The sequence below is a fragment of the Microcoleus sp. Pol11C2 genome, from assembly GCF_036701505.1.
Taxonomy (GTDB): domain Bacteria; phylum Cyanobacteriota; class Cyanobacteriia; order Cyanobacteriales; family Microcoleaceae; genus Microcoleus.
Map to the genome: position 1 here is coordinate 1 of NZ_JAUBQX010000046.1, position 18074 is coordinate 18074.

Below are 18074 nucleotides of genomic sequence, written 5' to 3' on the forward strand. Positions count from 1 at the left end.
TACTACCGGCTCTACAGGCGGCTCGACAACTACTACCGGATCTACTACCGGCTCTACAGGCGGCTCGACAACTACTACCGGATCTACTACCGGCTCTACAGGCGGCTCGACAACTACTACCGGATCTACTACCGGCTCTACAGGCGGCTCGACAACTACAGGTGGCGCTACATCGTTATCAGCGATCGCCACTGTCACGCCCGGAATCGGGAGCGCACTATACTTACTATCAGCACTCTGGGCAGTATGAGAAATACTGCCTGTATGATTTCCTTCAACAACCGCATCATCTTTCGCCGTTACAGTCACTGCTTTCGCGACATTCCAGTTAGTAGAGTCGAAGGTAATCGGTGCGATCGCATTAATTTCATCGCCATTGGCGAAACTAATCGTCACAGGCGCCGTGGGCACAGAAGTTAGTTGAACGCTGTAAGTGCCATTCGCACCACCTTCGGTAGCAGTTATGTTCGTCGGTGAAATAGTCACACCTGCGGTATCGTTGTCAGCAATCGTGGCAGTCACAGGAGAAATCGTCAGGTTGCTATACTTAGTATCGCTGCTGGCAGAAGTGTGAGTAATCGTGCCGCTGCGGGTTCCTTGGGCTATGCTATCGTCGATCGCACTAACAGTGACAGTCTGATCCACATTCCAGTTAGTGCTGTCAAAAGTAATTGGGGCGATCGCATTTATTGGCTCCCCTGTAGCGAAACTAACTGTCACAGGCGCGATCGGCTGGGATTTTAACTTAACGCTGTACGTGCTCGCCAATCCTTCGGTAGCAGTTGTACTCGTCGCTGAAATAGTCACGCCTGCGGTATCGTTGTCAGCAATCGTGGCAGTCACAGGAGAAATCGTCAGCCCATTATACAAAGTATCGTTACTGACAGAAGTGTGAGCAATCGTGCCGCTGTGGGTTCCTTCGGCTATGCTGTCCTCGATCGCACTAACGGTCACATATTGAGCATTATTCCAATCATTTGGGGTGAAAGTCAGAGGTGCGATCGCACTAATTTGACTGCCCGTGTCAAAATTAATCGTAACGTTGGCAGCAGGTGCGGTAGTCAAAACCACTCCGTAGGTAGTCGTTGCTGCACTGCCTTCAGCAATATTTGTACTGCCTGCCGATTGCACGATGGAAACACCGGGACTATCGTCATCAGTAATCGATGCCGTAACATCGGGAATCACTGTGGCGTTATAACTGGCATCGGTACTGGTAACTGTGTGAGCGATCGTGCCGCTGTGGGTTCCTTGTGCTACATTGTCGTCGATCGCAGTGACAGTGACAGTCTGATCGACATTCCAGTCAGTGCTGTCAAATGTAATTTGGGCGATCGGGCTAATTGCATTGCCAGTATTAAAGCTAATGTTAACGGGTGCCGTCGGTTGCGAAGTTAACTTGACTTTGTAACTGCCAGTTGCGCCGCCTTCTGTAGCAGTGATGTTCGTAGGTGCAATGCTGAAACCGGCAGTGTCATCATTTGCGATCGTAGTTGTAGCAGTTGCAGCAGTAAAGGTAGGTGTCGGCCCCGGTGCAACAGGATTCGACAGCGTAATTTCAACTGTTTCGTCGGGTTCTACTAATCCGTCGCCTACCACATCCAAGGTAATAGTTTTAGATGTTTCCGCTACCGCAAAATTGATTGTGCCACTAATACCCGTTGCCCCAGAAGTGCCGCCGATGTTGTTGTAATCGCTGTCGTTTGTAGCAGTTCCTCCAATTGCATAATTTACGCTACTTGCTGCACCAGTGCCGTCGCTGCGAGTCACGGTAAAAGTCAGAGGAGTTGTGCCGCTATTACCTTCGGGAATGCTGGCACTATCGGCGGCTACAGCGTAAGAAACAGTACCGTTAGCTGCAATAGTTAATGTTGTTTGAGCGGTTGTACCTGCAACGCCACCAGTGATTGTGCCAAAGTTGAGAATTGCGGTTTCGGCGTTTTCAGGGAGATTGTCAGGTTTGATAGTAACTGCAACATCCTGGGTGAGAGTAGTAGTGCCGGCGGGGAAAGTAACAGTTGGAGGCGAAAAGGTGTAGTCAGAATTTTCGGTGGCACTGCTGCTGGGGTCGATGACAATTGGTACAACTACATCGCTCAAGGGAGTGGCACTGAGAGTGACGGGAATATTAACAACTGTATCTGCCGTTCCTTCAGTGCCAGCGTAGGTTGCCGCACCGAAATTCACCACAGGTTTTGTATTGAGTAGAACTGAGACATTGTATGAACCAAAGTTCGCCGTAGCTAAATCAGATAAGCCATCTTTGTTAAAATCACCTACAACAATACCTTGGGGATTCGTTCCTACAGTAAGATTAGTGGCTGTGCCAAAGCTGCCATTGCCACTTCCAAACAAGACGGAGACATTGCCCGATCCATTGTTTGCTGTGGCTAAATCGACTTTTCCATCTGCATTGAAGTCTCCACTAGCAATAGCAAGGGGTTCTGTTCCAACGCCAAAGTTGGTAGCTGCACTAAAGCTTCCCGTGCCAGTTCCTAACAGTATTGATACGTTTGAGCTTCCATTGCTGGTTGCTAAGTCAGGAATGGTGTCCCCATTAAAGTCTCCTAAAGCAATGTAATTAGGGCTATTTCCAACGGTAAAGTTAGTGGCGATACCGAAAGTGCCATCAGCATTCTGCAACACGATGGATACGGTGGTAGAACCCGAGTTCGCTGTCGCAAAGTCAGACTTGCCATCCTTGTTAAAGTCGCCGACAAGCACAAAAGAAGGAGTTGACCCCACGCTCAAATTATTAGCTGCGCCAAAAGTACCATTACCATTACCGGACAAGATGGAGACGTCGTTAGAGGTTTGATTGGCTGTAGCTAAGTCAGAATTGCCGTCCCCGTTGAAGTCTCCCACAGCGACGGTATAGGGCCTTGACCCCACACCAAAGTAGGTGGCAGTACCAAAAGTGCCATCGCCATTTCCTAACAGGAGAGAAACGTTGTTAGTCGCATTATTAGCTGTAACCAAGTCAGAATTGCCGTCTTTGTTAAAGTCCTCTACAGCGACAGACCAGGTATTGAGAGAGCTCGGCGGGTTGGTGTTAAAATAACTGGCAGTGCCAAATTTGCCTGTGCCATCTCCCAGTGCGATCGAAACGCTGTTGGGTCCAGTGCTGGCCAAGGCTAGGTCAATGTTGCCGTCTTTGTTAAAGTCCCCAGTCGCAACTTTACGGAGACTGCTGGTTATGGGAAAATTAGTCGCAGCACCAAAACTATTCAAAACATACTCGTAACCCGCTAACACTTCGGCTTCAAATACCAGCGGCGTTTCAATTTTTCCGGTTCTGACTTCCAGTTCCCAGTCGCCGCCTTTTGCTACACTTCCGGTGAGGTTTTGGGAAGCTGCAACTGAGGCCCCGGTTAACTCACTCAAGCGTTTGACAAATGCTTTTCCTGTCTCGCCTGCTGCTACGGAGCACCCGTACAGCAGGATATTAGGTCGATTTTTGCTCCTTGAGTCGGTTTGTGGCGAAAACCACTGCTGTAGAGAATCCCGATCGCACTCTATATCATCTAAACTCAAGCTACCGTCGCCGAGTTGCAAGCTGCCCGGAGCACCGTGAGAAACAATGTGAATGCTGTCAATATTGGTACGAAGAGCTAAAATATCAGTAATTTGTGCGATCGCATCCCGGTTCCCATCCAAAACGACTACTTCCGTACCCGGTTTTACCCCAGCGACTAAACTTTGATAATTTTCTACTAGAGGATCGATAAAGGCGATCGACCTTACGGAAACTTGATTATTTAAATTTGGCATACTGCACCTACTAATAACTAAAAAAAGACAATGATTCCCCTGTTTCGCGACTTGCATCGGAAACTCTTTCTGAAGGTTGTAGTAACAATAACGGTTTTTTGAGAAAATCTATATAAACTTTTCTTTATAAATACCTGTTTAATTAAAGTTTAGATAAAGATAGGGAAATTTATTAAGTAATATTAAGGATGAGCCAGCCCGAGGTGGATCACATAACACAAAAACCGTTCAATAGCAAGTGGGATTAGACTGAAATATTAAGCTGGGGATTTTTAATACATATCTGCGATCCGGTTTCGCCCTTCGTTTCAACCTCTGGCGGACTTTCGGGCAAGGGTGGGGGCGGGTTTACGAGATAATTGGTTTTAGGCAATTATTTCTCGTAAAACCCGCCCCTAAAACTTATTCATTACCATCTTTACGGGCGATTCCCTACGGAATAGCTTCGCACGCGCGGACTTACTTCAAACTCTCACAGAACAAGTGCTTGAACCCACATCTTTCTTAAATCAATCCGAAATTAACGGCACTGATACTGCTAGCAGAAACACCACTGAGAGAAGCTAAAATCTCCCCTGTTTGGGCAAACCGGATTAAAGTTGAACCGCTATCTTCGGCAATTGTCAATTGCGAGAAATTCAACCCGTTACCCAATACTAACAAGTCTTGATCGACTTCAAAGTCAGCAACAGTATCAATACCGGAATTGGTAGAGAGTAAGAATTTATCATTGCCTACATCCCCTACTAAGGTATCATCGCCCAAATCGCCACTGAGGAAATCGTTACCCTGACCTCCTAGCAGAATATCATTGCCTTGACCGCCGTAGAGGGTATCGTCGGCTTTTTCACCAATTACGATGTCTTCACCTCGATTACCAGAAAGGAAGTCACTGCTGGCACCACCAGTCAAAGTATCAAAACCCTTTCCGCCGTAAAGCGTATCGTCCCCAATTCCACCATCTGTTAAGTCGTTCCCCTGGTTGCCATTCATCCAATCATTGCCATCTAGGCTAAACAGCAAGTCATTTCCTTTTTTACCGCGCAATACATCGTCGCTAGCGCTGCCCGTAATGGTATCGTCGCCATCTGTACTTTCGGTGGTATTTGAACCATCTTTAACGAATTCAATACCGCTTTCTGGGAATGGTTCATCGGAGGTAGATGGTGTACTGGAGTCATCAGTATCTAAGGTATTGCGGACTGTGGGATTGTTAGCTGTCGCCCACTGAATTTGGGTATTTAGAGATGCACCAGTATTTTCGGAAATCGCCGACTGAATCGTTTTATTTCCGGCTGCGACTTGCAGTAAATCTTGGGCTACTTCTCCTTGTGCGACTTTTTGTATGCGGGCGATTTCTGTCGCGGCATCTGAGGGCGAGGAATTGCTGGAGGCGATCGTCTTTATTCGCTGATTTCCTTCGGCAATAATAGAGGCAGCATCCGAAGCAATACTAGATAGTTGCGGTACTTGCAGTTGACTTGTCGCCGACTCAATAATCGCCTGCAATTGTGTGGAATTGCTTAAGTCGAGAGTGCCAGATTTAATTTGATTGGCAACGGCGGAAATTACGCTATTGGCAATTTCATTTTTCGCGGTATTTGAAGCACCGCTAATTAAATCTGTGACTAAAACAATGGTATTTTGTACCTGAGCGTGGGCTGCATAAACCGCCAAGCCGTTCGGGTCGTTTTGAGTAATTCCCTGTAGCGGATCGTAGCTAGTCAAGTCAATTGCTGACGACAATCCTAGTGCAGATTTAACCTGATTTTGCGCCTGATTTTGGTCAGTACCTTGCTTGACCAACTCGGTCAATAGGGTAGTTAACGGAGTGACGACAGTAGCATCGGGTGTGGCAAATAGGGGCGTTTGCTGCGGCAAATAAGTAGAGGTATTGATGCCGTCTATGAGTACAATTTTGCCTTCATCCGGTTCGAGGTCGCCACTGTTATTTTTGTCGAATTTGTCAAGAGAGACATCTAAGTCAAAGCTGCCATCCGCGTTAGTAATTGAGAACGGTTCGTTTTCATCTTTTACTCCATTAAAGTTTGCATCGAAGAAGACTGTCGCCCCGGCCATGTAACCGTTAATTGCTCTGCCCCTAGTGCTAGAACTCGGCCCCAAACTAAAGCTAGCTAACTCAAATGTGGCAAAGTTATTATCGTAGACAGTTTTGTAATCAAATCCGCAAGGATAAGGTATGGTGAAGCGCTTCCGAAATATTTTGAAAGTTTTCTCACAGATTTTGACTGAAATTGTTTTAACTTGAGCGCCCAAGAAAGCATTAACTTGTCCTGTTACATCAAACAGTTCCGATGGTTTGCTGATACGGGAAGTAATTTCCGATGTTCGGATTTTTCCGTCGCCCCCTTGTTTGGGCTGGAACTCTCCGATATCTATCAAATCAATGCCTACCTTTCCTTGAATTCCACCTTTGACATAACCCTCGGCAATGCCAACATCCAACCCTGCACCGACTGCAATGCTAGCGTCAAGTGTGAGTTCGTCAACATCTGGCCCAGTGCCATCAGCATTTTCGCGATCGCTCACATAAAATCCATTCAAAACTTGGCCAGCAGAGTCGGCAGCAAAATTCGAGTTTTTCCACTGGTTTAATCCGTAGGTATCGTACCCAAATCCTAGATGAGCTGAAGCACTAAACTTGCCTTCCAGTAAACCCTTGAGCGGCCCAAATATCGGAAAACTTTGCTCAACATTAAAGTCAAATCCCAGTTTGGGCATCTGATAAGTGAATAGCGAAACATCGGGTTTACCTATCAGCAATTGAATCGCGGTTTCCGGTTTGGTCAAGAGTGGCAAGTCAAAGCCATCAATATCTTTTAAAGCATTTAAGAATTCCTTGACTTTGCCGCTTGTTTTGGAGTTGATTTGTTGGTTAGCGGTTTGCTGTACAGCAGTTTTGGCAACCGGGGAAGCATTCTGAAGATTAGCACTTGGCTCGGCAACATCTATATTCCCCAGAGTGTAGGAACCAAAATCGATTTTATCCGGAGAGTTTGCTATTTGGTTTGCCAAATCAACAACTTTATCAACCTTGGCCACCGCATCTAAAAAGCGAGTATCGATATCGCGACCAGAGATTTTTGCTGCCAGTTCTAGTACGCTAACTTTGCCATCCCCATTTTTATCAAAGGGCCCCGCTATCCCTAGTGTAGACAGTAACTTGGTGTCAGCATTGAGGAAGTTGATAACTGGTCGAAATGGTTGAATGACATCGGAAACTTTACCGATTACTGGTTTGGCAAAATTATTGACAAATGTTCCCAAATCTAGTTGCATATTGTTAAATGCAACTGCGGGCTTTTGCGGTTCGGTTAATTGACCGTTAGCGTAATTTAGGATCGGCCAATCCACTGCTAAGTCGAAGTTATAGGAGGGGAAAGCAGCATTGCCGTTGATACTGGTTTTTGCTGTGAGACCGAGATTGGCATTGCTCGTTAAGGTGGCATTGAATAAGTCTTTCAACTGATAGTTGCCTTGCAGTTCTGGCAAGGTGAGGCGAGAGCCATCATTGGGGCTGCCGAGATTGTCTAAGTCATTGAGCTTGACTTCAAGGTCGGCATCGACTTTAGTAGGGTTGTTGGTATCATTTGCCAGGTCAACTTGGAAAAACCCTAAGTTGCCTTTAGCCTTGAATTGGTCATCTAGGTTCAAGTCAATGTTGGCGGTTAACTTGGTTTTGTCAGTATCTATGTAGCAGCCCAAATCTTTACTAACACCAACTCCTAGGGACAAGTTGTAGTTGTATTTTGATTTTGCTTTTCCATCTACATCTAAGCTTAATGCCGGTACTCCTAAGTTTTTCGAGAGATTGATGTCGGGAAACTGATATTGCTTGCTAAGAGTAATTAGCAAGGTACTTTCATCAGCGCTAGAATTCTCAGTTAGAGCAACATTGAAGTCAGCTCCGAGTGCAGTGCGGAGGCTAGTTTCTAACTGGCTCAGAGTTTGATTTCCCTGATTTTTAATGGTATCGACTAGCTTAGTCTTGAAGTTGCCAATAAAATCTGGGGAAATGTCCTTGAGGGGGCCGACAATGGGTAGGTTAACTGCCTGTAATTGGTCGTCAAGAATTTTCTCAAGTTTATCCAATCCAGCTTCTACGCCGCACCAATTCTTCTGTGTGTCGATGGTACCAACAGGTGTCGGTGGTGTCGGTGTCGGTACTGGTGGCGTCGGTGTCGGCACTGGTGGCGTCGGTGTCGGCGGCTCGACTATTACTGGCGGTGTCGGCGGTGTGGGCGGCTCGACTATTACTGGCGGTGTCGGCGGTGTCGGCGGTGTGGGCGGCTCGACTATTACTGGCGGTGTCGGCGGTGTCGGGGGCTCGACTATTACTGGCGGTGTCGGCGGTGTCGGCGGTGTTGGCGGTATTGGTGCAGTGTCGTTATCAGCGATCGCCACCGTCACCCCTGGAACCACAACCACATTATACTTAGCATCAGTGCTACTCACACTGTGAGTGATATTAGCGCTGTGCGCCCCTTCCACAACCGTATCATCAACAGCTTTCACCGTAACGGTTTGAGCTAGATTCCAATTATCTGCTGTGAAAGTCACAGGCGCGATCGCCTGAATCTGCTCGCCTGTTGTGAGAGTGATCGTAACTGGGGCGATCGGCTGCGACATTAATTCGATCTCATAACTGCCATTCGCACCGCCTTCTGTAGCAGTTGTTTGCGTGGGAGTAACAGAAATACCAGCCGTATCATTGTCCTTATTGGTAATGGTAACATCCGCTAGATCTCGGTTGTTATAATTCACATCTGTACTAACAGCAGCCGCCGTGACTATTTTGTAGTCAATATCGCCGTCAGCACTGCTATCCTCAACCCCTGTTACTGTCACCGGTTGCGGTACACTCCAGTTAGCCGGAGTGAATGTTAAACTATTTGTCGAAACTGTTCCCTCGGCAACATTATCCGTGTTCAAACCGATAGTCACATCAGCAGTCGGTTGAGTATTTAGAACCACAGAAAAGTTAGCCTTGGTGCCATCTTCCCCAGTAATTAATCCCGCCGTCGGATTAATTGTAATTCCCGGAGTGTCATCGTCACTGTTGGTGACGGTGACATCATCAGGATCGAGGTTATTGTAATTAGGATCGGTGCTGACAGCAGCAGCCGTGACTATTTTGTAAGGTTGAGGGCCATCAGCTACTAAATCGTCAACACCACTTATCGTTATTGTTTGCGGTTCATTGTAGTTAGCGGGAGTGAAAGTTAAGCTATCAGTCGAAACAGTTCCTTCGGCAACATTGTCACTCCTCAAACCGATGGTAACGTTAGCAGTTGGTTGAGAATCGAGTTTGACTGTAAAATCAGCCTTGCCGCCAGCTTCTGTTGTTGATATTGCTTTTGGACTGACAGTGAAACCAGCAGTATCATCATTAGTAATAGTTGTGGTGGCAGTAGCAGTGGTAATTGTCGGTGTAGAATCTAATTTCGAGGGATTTGACAGCGTAACCTCAAGGGTTTCATTGGCTTCGATCGCCGCATCGCCTAAAACATCCAGAGTAATGGTTTTCGATGTCTCGCCCGCTGCAAAATTAATCGTACCAGTCGCGCCCGTTGCACCGGATGTGCCACCGCTGAGGGTGTAGTCGCTGACGTTGCTAGCAGAACCTGCGCTCGCATAATCTACTGTGCTCGCCAAGTCAGTGCAACCGCTGCGGGTAACAGTAAAAGTGGCAGCAGTTTTGCCTTCATTGCCTTCAGTAACGGTTGCAACACCAGCAGTAATCGCGTAGTCGATCGGATTAAGCAGAATTGTCACCTTGCTAGCACCCGATCCAATGCGATCGCTATATGCGGAAATCACCCTGTTAAATCCGGCGTAAATCTCGGAATTGACTGGCCCGCCATCATCAGCTTGACCGTTGAGGGCGTAAAGATACGGCGAAGTCAAGCTATTTTTTAGTCCGCTTTTGTTATCCCACGCAAGTTGTTCGTTGCTGACTTCTAACTCCACACTTGAAGCGTTAGTCACAAAGTTAGGCACATTTCCTGCGGTAAGTTCTCCGCTAGGAGGTGTATTGTAGTCATTGCCGAAAACGCTCATACTCCCGTTAACAATCTGCGTCTCGGCATCGCGGCTTTGAGTGGTGCCATCCCCTCCATAGCCGTCGTTTGACCCAGAGTCGCCGAGATTTACCGTCCATCCTGACGGGGCTTTGTCGTATTCAACGATGAATTTTGCTTTCTTGATGTTGCCACCAAAATTGATTTTGGCTACGGCTTCTAACCAACTGTCTGCGTTTGAGTCGGTAGGGGTATTTACTAGAGAAATAAACTGGTTTTGCCCACCAGTAATTGTGCCTGTTTTGAGGTCTATTTGGTACGGACTCAGGCTTGAAATAGTACCGTTGGCTGGAATAGTTAATGTGGTTTGAGCCGTTGTATCGGCTATGCCACCTGTAATTGTGTCAAAGTTGAGGATTGCGGTTTCATCGTTTTCAGGGAGATTGTCAGCTTTGATAGTAACTGCAACATTCTGGGTGAGTTCCACACCTGTCGCACCTGCGGGGAATGTAATCGAGGTAGGGGAAATGGTGTAGTCTGAATTTTGGGTGGCTGTGCTGCTGGGGTCGATCGCAATTGGTACTGTTACATCAGCAAAAGGAGTGCCGCCGCTGAGAGTAACGGGAATATTAACTACTGTGTCTGTTGTTCCTTCTGTACCGCTGTAAGCAGCCGCACCGAAATTAACTGTATTGAGTGTATTCAGCAGAATTGAGACATCTTTAGAGGTAAAGTTCGGCGTCGCTAAATCCAACTGGCCGTCAGCATTAAAATCTGCCGCAGCGATCGCACGGGGAAGAGTTCCTACACTAAAATTAACTGCTGTACCAAAACTGCCAGTACCATCCCCCAACAAGACTGAGACATTGTTATCTCCGCCGTTAGACGCGGCTAAATCGGTTTTGCCGTCGCCATTAAAGTCGCCCGCAATTACAGATTCGGGAGATGAGGCGACACTAAAGTTGCTAGCAGTACCAAAATTACCCGTACCATCCCCCAACAAAACTGAAATGTTGTTAGAACCGCTATTCGATGCAGCGAGATCGAGTTTGCTGTCGCCATTAAAGTCGCCTCTAACGACAAAGTGATTCCCCGTCCCCGCACTAAAGTTAACGGGGGCGCTAAAATTGCCCGTACCATCTCCTAACAAAACTGAGATATTGTTAGTGGTGGTATTATTCGACGTGACTAAATCGAGTTGGCCATCGCTGTTAAAATCGGCTGTGGCAATAGTAAGAGATGCTCCTGCATTAATGCTAACGGGAGCGCTAAAGCTACCAGTACCGTCTCCCAAAAGAATTGAAAGGTTGTTGCCACTCAAAGGGGCTGTGGCTAAATCTAACCTGCTATCTCCATTAAAGTCGCCCGCAGCGATTGATCGAGGATTTATCCCTTGACCGAAGTTGGTAGGATTACCAAAAGTGCCAGTACCTGTCCCCAGCCGGATGGAAATGAAATTGCCGTTAGTGCCACTAATAGGATTCGCTACAGCTAAATCGAGGTTGCTGTCTCCATTAAAGTCGCGCACTGCAATGGAATTAGGAACCTCGTTGCCGGGATTAAATAAGTTGGTAGCAGTACCAAAGCTGCCCGTACCTGTTCCCAACAATATGGAAATATCTCTCGAACCCAAGTTTGCCACGGCTAAGTCGGGGAAACCGTCGCCGTTAAAGTCGCCCGTATCAATCGAAAAAGGAGTTGCCGTCGGCGAAAACCCCGCACTAAAGTTAGTAGCCGTACTGAAGCTGGAGAGAACGTGGTTGTAAGCCGCCAGCACTTCTGGCCGAAATGCTAAAGGTGTTGCTATTTTCTCTGATGTTACTTCTAGGAACCAGTCGCCGCCTTTTGCTGCACTTCCGGTGAGGTTTTGCGAAGCAGCAACCGACGCGCCGGTTAACTCACTCAGGCGTTTTATAAATGCTTTACCTGTCTCGCCTGCTGCTACGTTGCACCCATACAAAAGAATGTGAGGTCGATTGTTGGGGATTGAGTCGGTTCGTGGCGAAAACCATTGCTGTAGAGAATTCCGATCGCACTCTATATCATCTAAACTAAAGCGAACGTCGGCCAGTTGCAAGCTGCCGGGAGCAGCGTGAGAAATGATGTGAATGCTGTCAATATTGGTACGCAGAGCTAAAATTTGAGTAATTTGGTCGATCGCCTCCCGGTTCACATCCAAAACGACTACTTCCGTACCCGGTGTTACTCCCGCAATCAAAGTTTGATAATCTTCAACTTGAGTGTCGATAAAGGCGATCGACCTTACTGAAACTGGAATATTTAAATTGGGCATAATCCACCTGACTGGGGTTTCAAAAAAATACAAAAATTCCCCTATTTCGTGACGGGCGTCCGAAACTATCTATCAATTTTTATTTATACAGACACACCCTTTATCCGTAAAAACCCGGTGAGTCCTCATCTTTTGTCGTAAGGATAACAGTTTTTTTACAGAAACTATGTAAATTTTTCTTAAAAAATACCTTGTTAATTAAATTTTTGGTAAAAATGTGGAAAATACTTAAGTATTATTACTTTAACGAATGCGAGATTAATTTACCACAAATATTTATGAAACGTAAGTGCACTTGTACAGAAATTTCAAACTCAGCAATTTTGATACATACTTTAGGGTGCGTCAGCAATTAGTTGTGCATAAAATACGGTCTTCTAACGCACCCTACTAAACTTTTGATTACTTCAAACCCCCATCTATCCCTGCTAAAATCTCCTCAGCTTCCCTGCAAATAGCCCCGTGACAGCAACCATTACTCGCCAACAATCCCCCCCACTGACTCACATCTCCCCGGTTATACTGCAAAGTAGAACCGTCAAAACGAGTAAATAGACCGCCCGCTTCAGTCAAAATTAATTCCGGCGCCGCTAAATCCCAATCTTTCGGTGCAGACTTTCCCGAAAGCGCAATATAAACATCAGCTTTTTGTTCGACAATAGTCGCAATTTTACAGCCGATACTACCGACAGCTATTTGATTTTGACAAGGTAGTTTTTGTAACAATTGATTAAAGCGATCGCCCCGGTGACTGCGACTGGTTACTATAGGTAAATCTGCCACGATATTTCGCGCCGAAACCTGCAATTTGACCGCAGAACCCTCGCGACTTTCCATAAAAGCGCCAGCATTTTGCACCGCGTAATAAATCTTTTGCTGTTGGGGCCAAGCCACAACTGCCAATACTGGTCTTCCCTCGAAAGCTAAAGCAATGTGAACTGCAAATTCACCTGTCCTGTCAATAAAATCTCGCGTTCCATCCAAAGGGTCAATAATCCAAACCCAACTTTGAGGTAAGGGAACTTGACCGTTGGTTTTCAAATAAGATTTGTAAGTTTCTTCGCTGAGATAGCCAAATTCTGCATTCCCTAAAGCCGACTGCAATTCGTCAAGAATGTAAGAATTGACAGCGATATCGGCGGCGGTGACGGGGCCATCTTTTTTTTCTTGGATGTCGAGGTTAGGAGTGTTGGAATCCTGCCGATAATAGGATTGTAGGATATCTGATGCACTCCAGGCGATCGATCGGGCAATTTCGCTGATTTCTTCGAGAGTTTTCATGAATTTCTTTTTTTTGAACCGCAGATAAACGCCGATTAACGCAAATTTCTGTAGGGGCGGTGCCCCCGTGCCCGCCCCTGGGAACCATACATTAGCAATTACCAATTAATATGAGGATATTTCCATTCATAATAATTGGGAAACACAAAATTAGTAAACGAAACCGAAATACTAACTTCCAAGGATTTTACATGATGCCACCAACCGACAGGAATAAAGATAGCTTCTCCAGGTTCCAAAATCACTTCAATAATTTTCGCATCTCTATAAAGCGGGTATTTGTCATAATCGGGATTTTCGCCGTCAACCTTGCTGAAAACTCCGACGTGATTATAAAGCAGAGGTGTTTGTTGCGGAGAAATCAATTTAATTAGTTTGCGACCCGACACTTGAGCTAAAATTAAATTAACTGGGTCATGGTGCAGCGGGGTAATCGTGCCTTTCGGACCGAACCAAAAGAAAACTCTGCCTTTTGTGTCCGTTGGATTTAGGTATTCTGGGAAAATTTCAATGTCGTTGAATAGGGGTTTAAATTCCTCTCTTTCCAGAGTTTTGTTATTAGCAACCATGTAGTAGTCGTTGCTAGGCCCGCCCTTGACCACCATCTCTACATATTTGCGGAACAAAACAATTTTTTTGTGATTTTCTATTTTAATTTCGTAATTCGGGTCTGAGTTGCGGTTGGCTTGAATTTGTACCTCTGCGTCGCCATATTTTTGCTGCAAATACTCCGGCGTCCACAACTGCAATGCTTTCCAGTTGTGCATAATATTGGTAATAATTACTGGAGTATTTTTTGCGTAGTAATTTTCGAGAAAATACTCTCTAGAAAGGCTGCTTTTGCGTTCGATTGTGCCAAACTTGGAAGACAATGCAGCTAATTGATTGCTAATCCTGAGATGCGATTCTAATTTCTGCAATAACTGCACGTACTGACTACCTGCTTGAAAGTAGGGATGAGATGATATTTCCCTAACTTCTGCGGTGGCTGTTTCCGCATCTATGCCGGTACTGATTAGCGCTTGAATGATTTCGGCGTCGGGTTGATTTAATAATTTGTTAGCCGCCACCCACTGTTTCATATTATCGGGGACTTCTGGTTTGCTTGGCGCTGCGAGTAGATTGGGCAAGTTTTGCGTCAGCCATTCTAGATTAACCTGTTGTTGCTCGCTTAGGGTAATCCGCAAAGGGGGAAGGGTGATACTTAGAGGTTGGGTGTCAGGCATGATTCGGATATGTTGTTTTGAGAGTGTTTTGTTTGACTTTAACTTGTCTTACTAATATAGCAATTTTGCTAAGGAACCGCGAAGGCGCTAAGGGCGCGAAGCAAAAGAAGAGGGAAGTTCACAAATTTTGTCGAGGTTGCTGTCAGGATTTTAACTCAACAAGTGTTGCCAGTTCAACTTTTCTAGCTTAGAGCGGTTTAAACCGGATAGTTTGGTTAATTTTAATTGGAAATTAACCCTTATTCATCCAGGCGCGGGTTCCGAACTTTTTGCAGGAATGGGAAGCGATTTTAGCTGCTGCGGTGAGAGTATCTGTAAAGTTATTTTGCAAAATGTAGTGACAGAAAGCCCCGTGAAAAATATCGCCCGCGCCTAAAGTGTCTGTGGCTTGAATTTGAGGTGTTTCTATATGACCGTAAGTGCCATTGCTGAGGTATAAAATTGATTTTTCGCCGCGAGTGATTGCAATATGGGGAATTCCGGCTGCTGACAGGTAAGCAAAGACTTGTTCTGAATTGTCGCAGTCGGGCGGATGAAAATTCTCGGAACATACCGCCCATTCAACGAAAGGCAATATTTCCTCTAATCCGGGTTTCCAACTGCCACCGTCGAGGACAATGGAAATGTTTTTTGACTTGGCAAGTTGAGCAATTTCTTGGCTGGCTGCGATTTGATGTCCGTCAAGCAGTACAATACTAACTGATGTTAAAATATCCTGGTTAATTGTTTGACTGTCAACTTGCGATTTTGTAGCATTGATGGAAATTACCGATCGATCGCCCGTTGCTTCACTTACAATAATCGAGGAAACTGGCGGCGAGTGCGATCGCCCTGATGCCAAATCGATTATTCTGACATTATACTCCGCTAAGTCTGCACGAATTAATTGGGCGATCGCGTGAGTACCCAAAACCCCAGCCCATATTGCCGCATTCCCCAAATAGCTAAAAGTCACCGCAGCATTCGCCGCTGGCCCGCCCGCAGCAATGGTACAATCAGAAGCAACAACTTTCTGATTTTCACCCGGAGGCTTCTGGGCCAAATAAACTAAATCTAAAGTCGCCAATCCCAAAAACAATCCCGTTTTCATATCTGCGTTAATCCGCGTTTATCTGCGGTTAAAAACTTCAAAATATCCAAATGCAGCCAAATCCCAATACAGGAACACTTTACATCGTCGGAACCCCGATCGGCAACCTGGAAGACATGACCTTTCGCGCCATCCGAATCTTGCAAACAGTAGACTTCATCGCCGCCGAAGATACCCGCCATACAGGCAAACTCTTGCACCATTTTCAAATCCAAACGCCCCAAATCAGCTATCACGAACACAACCAACACCAGCGACTTCCCGAACTCATCGACAAACTGCATTTAGGCAAAGATATCGCCCTCGTCACAGATGCCGGAATGCCTGGGATTTCTGACCCCGGTTCCGAATTGGTCAAAGCTTGCGCGGATGCTAATATTAACATTATTCCGATTCCCGGCCCGACCGCCTGCATTGTTGGCATAACTGCATCAGGATTACCGACTGAGAGATTTGTATTTGAAGGTTTCTTACCTGTGAAAGGTCAAGAACGCCAACAGAGTTTAGAAGCTTTGCAAATAGAATCCCGCACTATAGTATTATACGAATCTCCGCACCGATTGCGACAAACTTTACAAGATTTAGCAAATAGTTTGGGAAGCGACAGACAGATTGTGCTGGCGAGAGAGTTAACTAAAATGCACGAAGAGTTTTGGCGTGGTAGTATAGAAAGTGCGATCGAGCTTTACACCAATCGCGAACCCCAGGGAGAATTTACCCTCGTAATTGCCGGCATCCAAACAGCCGCACCAATATTTTCCGAAGACGCCATCAAAGCAGAATTGCAAACATTAATTGCAGAAGGCATAAGTCGTTCCCAAGCCAGCCGCCAGCTAGCGCAACAAACATCCCTCCCCCGTCGCCAAATCTACCAACTCGCCCTGACACTAGACGACAGTTAATGATTATAATAGAAGGAATGCACGACACAGATTTTGACACGCATACACGGATTAATTATTGACCACAAGTCAGTAGTCAGAAAGAAGACCGAAGTTGAAGTAATACTTACAATCATACTATAAAAACTTATGGCACGCGGCAACTACGAGCGACACAAACCATATTTACGCAACCCCCACATCAACAAACCACTCGCCGAAATCTATGCAGACTTAGACGCCTTTAGCTGGGAGATATTTGAGGATCAACCCCACCGCTTCGATACCGTCAGTTTTTACGTTTTGCTTCCCCCATTGATGTACGAAGGAAAATTCATCAAAGGAATTTACTTCAGCGAAGCAGTCGAACTAATCAACAAACTCTTTCCCGGATTATCATCAGTCTTTCATTCCTTTACCTATAACCCCTGGATTGGATATTCTTGGGCACCGATAGCCGATGCTTACTCCAGCTTGTACAAAAACCCGCAGCGGGATAAATGGTTTCGCGAAACTTATCCCGATCGCGCACACAAACCAAATATACCACTGCAAGACTGCGACTTCATCAACGAATACTGGATTTCCCCCCGCAACGTCCCCACCAAAGACATCGACCTCCTCACCGTCGCCAGAATTGCCGAAGAAAAGAATTTGCCCATGATTGCCAAAGCCTTAAAAGTTTACCGCCAAAAATATCCGCAAAAACCGATAAAATTAACTATTCTCAGCGGCCACGAATTTGATGTTAATAACCTAAAAACTCTCGACGAGTACGCCTTAAAAGAATGGCAACAAATAGAGGACATTTTAGGCCATCCCTCCGATTACCTCAACTTATTGCCGAGAGTTGACTACTACAGGGAAATTCCCACCTATTATTCGCGAGCAAAAGCATTTGTACTCGGTTCTCTCCTCGAAGGAAAAAACCGAGCCATTATGGAAGCCATGAGTTGCAACGTACCAGTAATTTGTTTCCAAGAATTCAATCAATACGCCAGAGGAGACTCGCCCGTTTTCCCCGAAGGTGCAGGGCTTTATGCTAAATTCAACCCAGAATCTCTCGCCGATACTATATATACAGTATTGGAAAATCTGACAGAATTCAGACCACGATATCAGTATTTAAAGCATTCCGGGCGCAAGAACTTTTTCAATACTTGTATAGACAGTTTTCCTTACTATCAGCACAACATTCCCGACTACAAGCCCGGAGATGCGATTAACAATTTGTGGCTAGATTTAGCAGTTCAGCAAAATTATCAAGTCAGCTTGAATAGCTTTTTGTACGGAGGTTCACCCATTTCTCACCTGCGCGGAATAAATGCGATTCAGCACAATCTCGGCGAGTTAACAAAATTTTTGTGAGAATCTGTACAGCAAACTAGACTTATTGCATCAATCTTTGATTGATAGGGAAACCGCAGATAAACGCAGATAATTTTTAGTAAAACTCGGTGCTTGAAACTAATCCTAAACAAACTTTCGGCC

General features: G+C 45.8%; 7 protein-coding genes. 2 read left to right on the top strand and 5 right to left on the bottom strand.

What is annotated here, in order from left to right:
• The 5 genes from QUA42_RS21590 to QUA42_RS21610 form a co-directional block, all read right to left on the bottom strand.
• Positions 1 to 3771 (bottom strand): DUF4347 domain-containing protein (locus tag QUA42_RS21590; RefSeq protein ID WP_333139935.1); only part of this gene is annotated, 3771 nt, incomplete at its 3' end.
• Positions 3772 to 4275: 504 nt separating this feature from the next.
• Positions 4276 to 12105 (bottom strand): DUF4347 domain-containing protein, encoded by a 7830-nt coding sequence (locus QUA42_RS21595; RefSeq protein WP_333139937.1) that lies wholly within the window; start codon positions 12103 to 12105, stop codon positions 4276 to 4278.
• Positions 12106 to 12507: 402 nt separating this feature from the next.
• On the bottom strand, positions 12508 to 13386 hold the full coding sequence (locus tag QUA42_RS21600) for an inositol monophosphatase family protein (RefSeq protein ID WP_333139939.1): 879 nt from the start codon (positions 13384 to 13386) through the stop codon (positions 12508 to 12510).
• 98 nt (positions 13387 to 13484) lie between these two features.
• On the bottom strand, positions 13485 to 14612 hold the full coding sequence (locus tag QUA42_RS21605) for a cupin-like domain-containing protein (RefSeq protein ID WP_333139941.1): 1128 nt from the start codon (positions 14610 to 14612) through the stop codon (positions 13485 to 13487).
• A gap of 232 nt (positions 14613 to 14844) precedes the next feature.
• Positions 14845 to 15702, bottom strand: coding sequence for a sugar kinase (locus tag QUA42_RS21610; RefSeq protein ID WP_333139943.1), 858 nt, complete (start codon positions 15700 to 15702; stop codon positions 14845 to 14847).
• A gap of 50 nt (positions 15703 to 15752) precedes the next feature.
• On the opposite strand from QUA42_RS21610, the gene rsmI reads away from it, so the two are divergent.
• Positions 15753 to 16604 (top strand): 16S rRNA (cytidine(1402)-2'-O)-methyltransferase, encoded by an 852-nt coding sequence (gene rsmI / locus QUA42_RS21615; RefSeq protein WP_333139945.1) that lies wholly within the window; start codon positions 15753 to 15755, stop codon positions 16602 to 16604.
• A gap of 129 nt (positions 16605 to 16733) precedes the next feature.
• Positions 16734 to 17951, top strand: a complete 1218-nt coding sequence (locus tag QUA42_RS21620; RefSeq protein ID WP_333139947.1) for a glycosyltransferase — start codon at positions 16734 to 16736, stop codon at positions 17949 to 17951.
• The last annotated feature ends 123 nt before the right edge of the window (positions 17952 to 18074 follow it).

Bases quoted from the DNA above. Each gene is read 5' to 3' on its own strand.
- QUA42_RS21620 (WP_333139947.1), top strand. From the start codon at position 16,734: ATGGCACGCGGCAACTACGAGCGACACAAACCATATTTACGCAACCCC.
- QUA42_RS21595 (WP_333139937.1), bottom strand. From the start codon at position 12,105: ATGCCCAATTTAAATATTCCAGTTTCAGTAAGGTCGATCGCCTTTATC.
- rsmI (WP_333139945.1), top strand. From the start codon at position 15,753: ATGCAGCCAAATCCCAATACAGGAACACTTTACATCGTCGGAACCCCG.
- QUA42_RS21605 (WP_333139941.1), bottom strand. From the start codon at position 14,612: ATGCCTGACACCCAACCTCTAAGTATCACCCTTCCCCCTTTGCGGATT.
- QUA42_RS21610 (WP_333139943.1), bottom strand. From the start codon at position 15,702: ATGAAAACGGGATTGTTTTTGGGATTGGCGACTTTAGATTTAGTTTAT.
- QUA42_RS21600 (WP_333139939.1), bottom strand. From the start codon at position 13,386: ATGAAAACTCTCGAAGAAATCAGCGAAATTGCCCGATCGATCGCCTGG.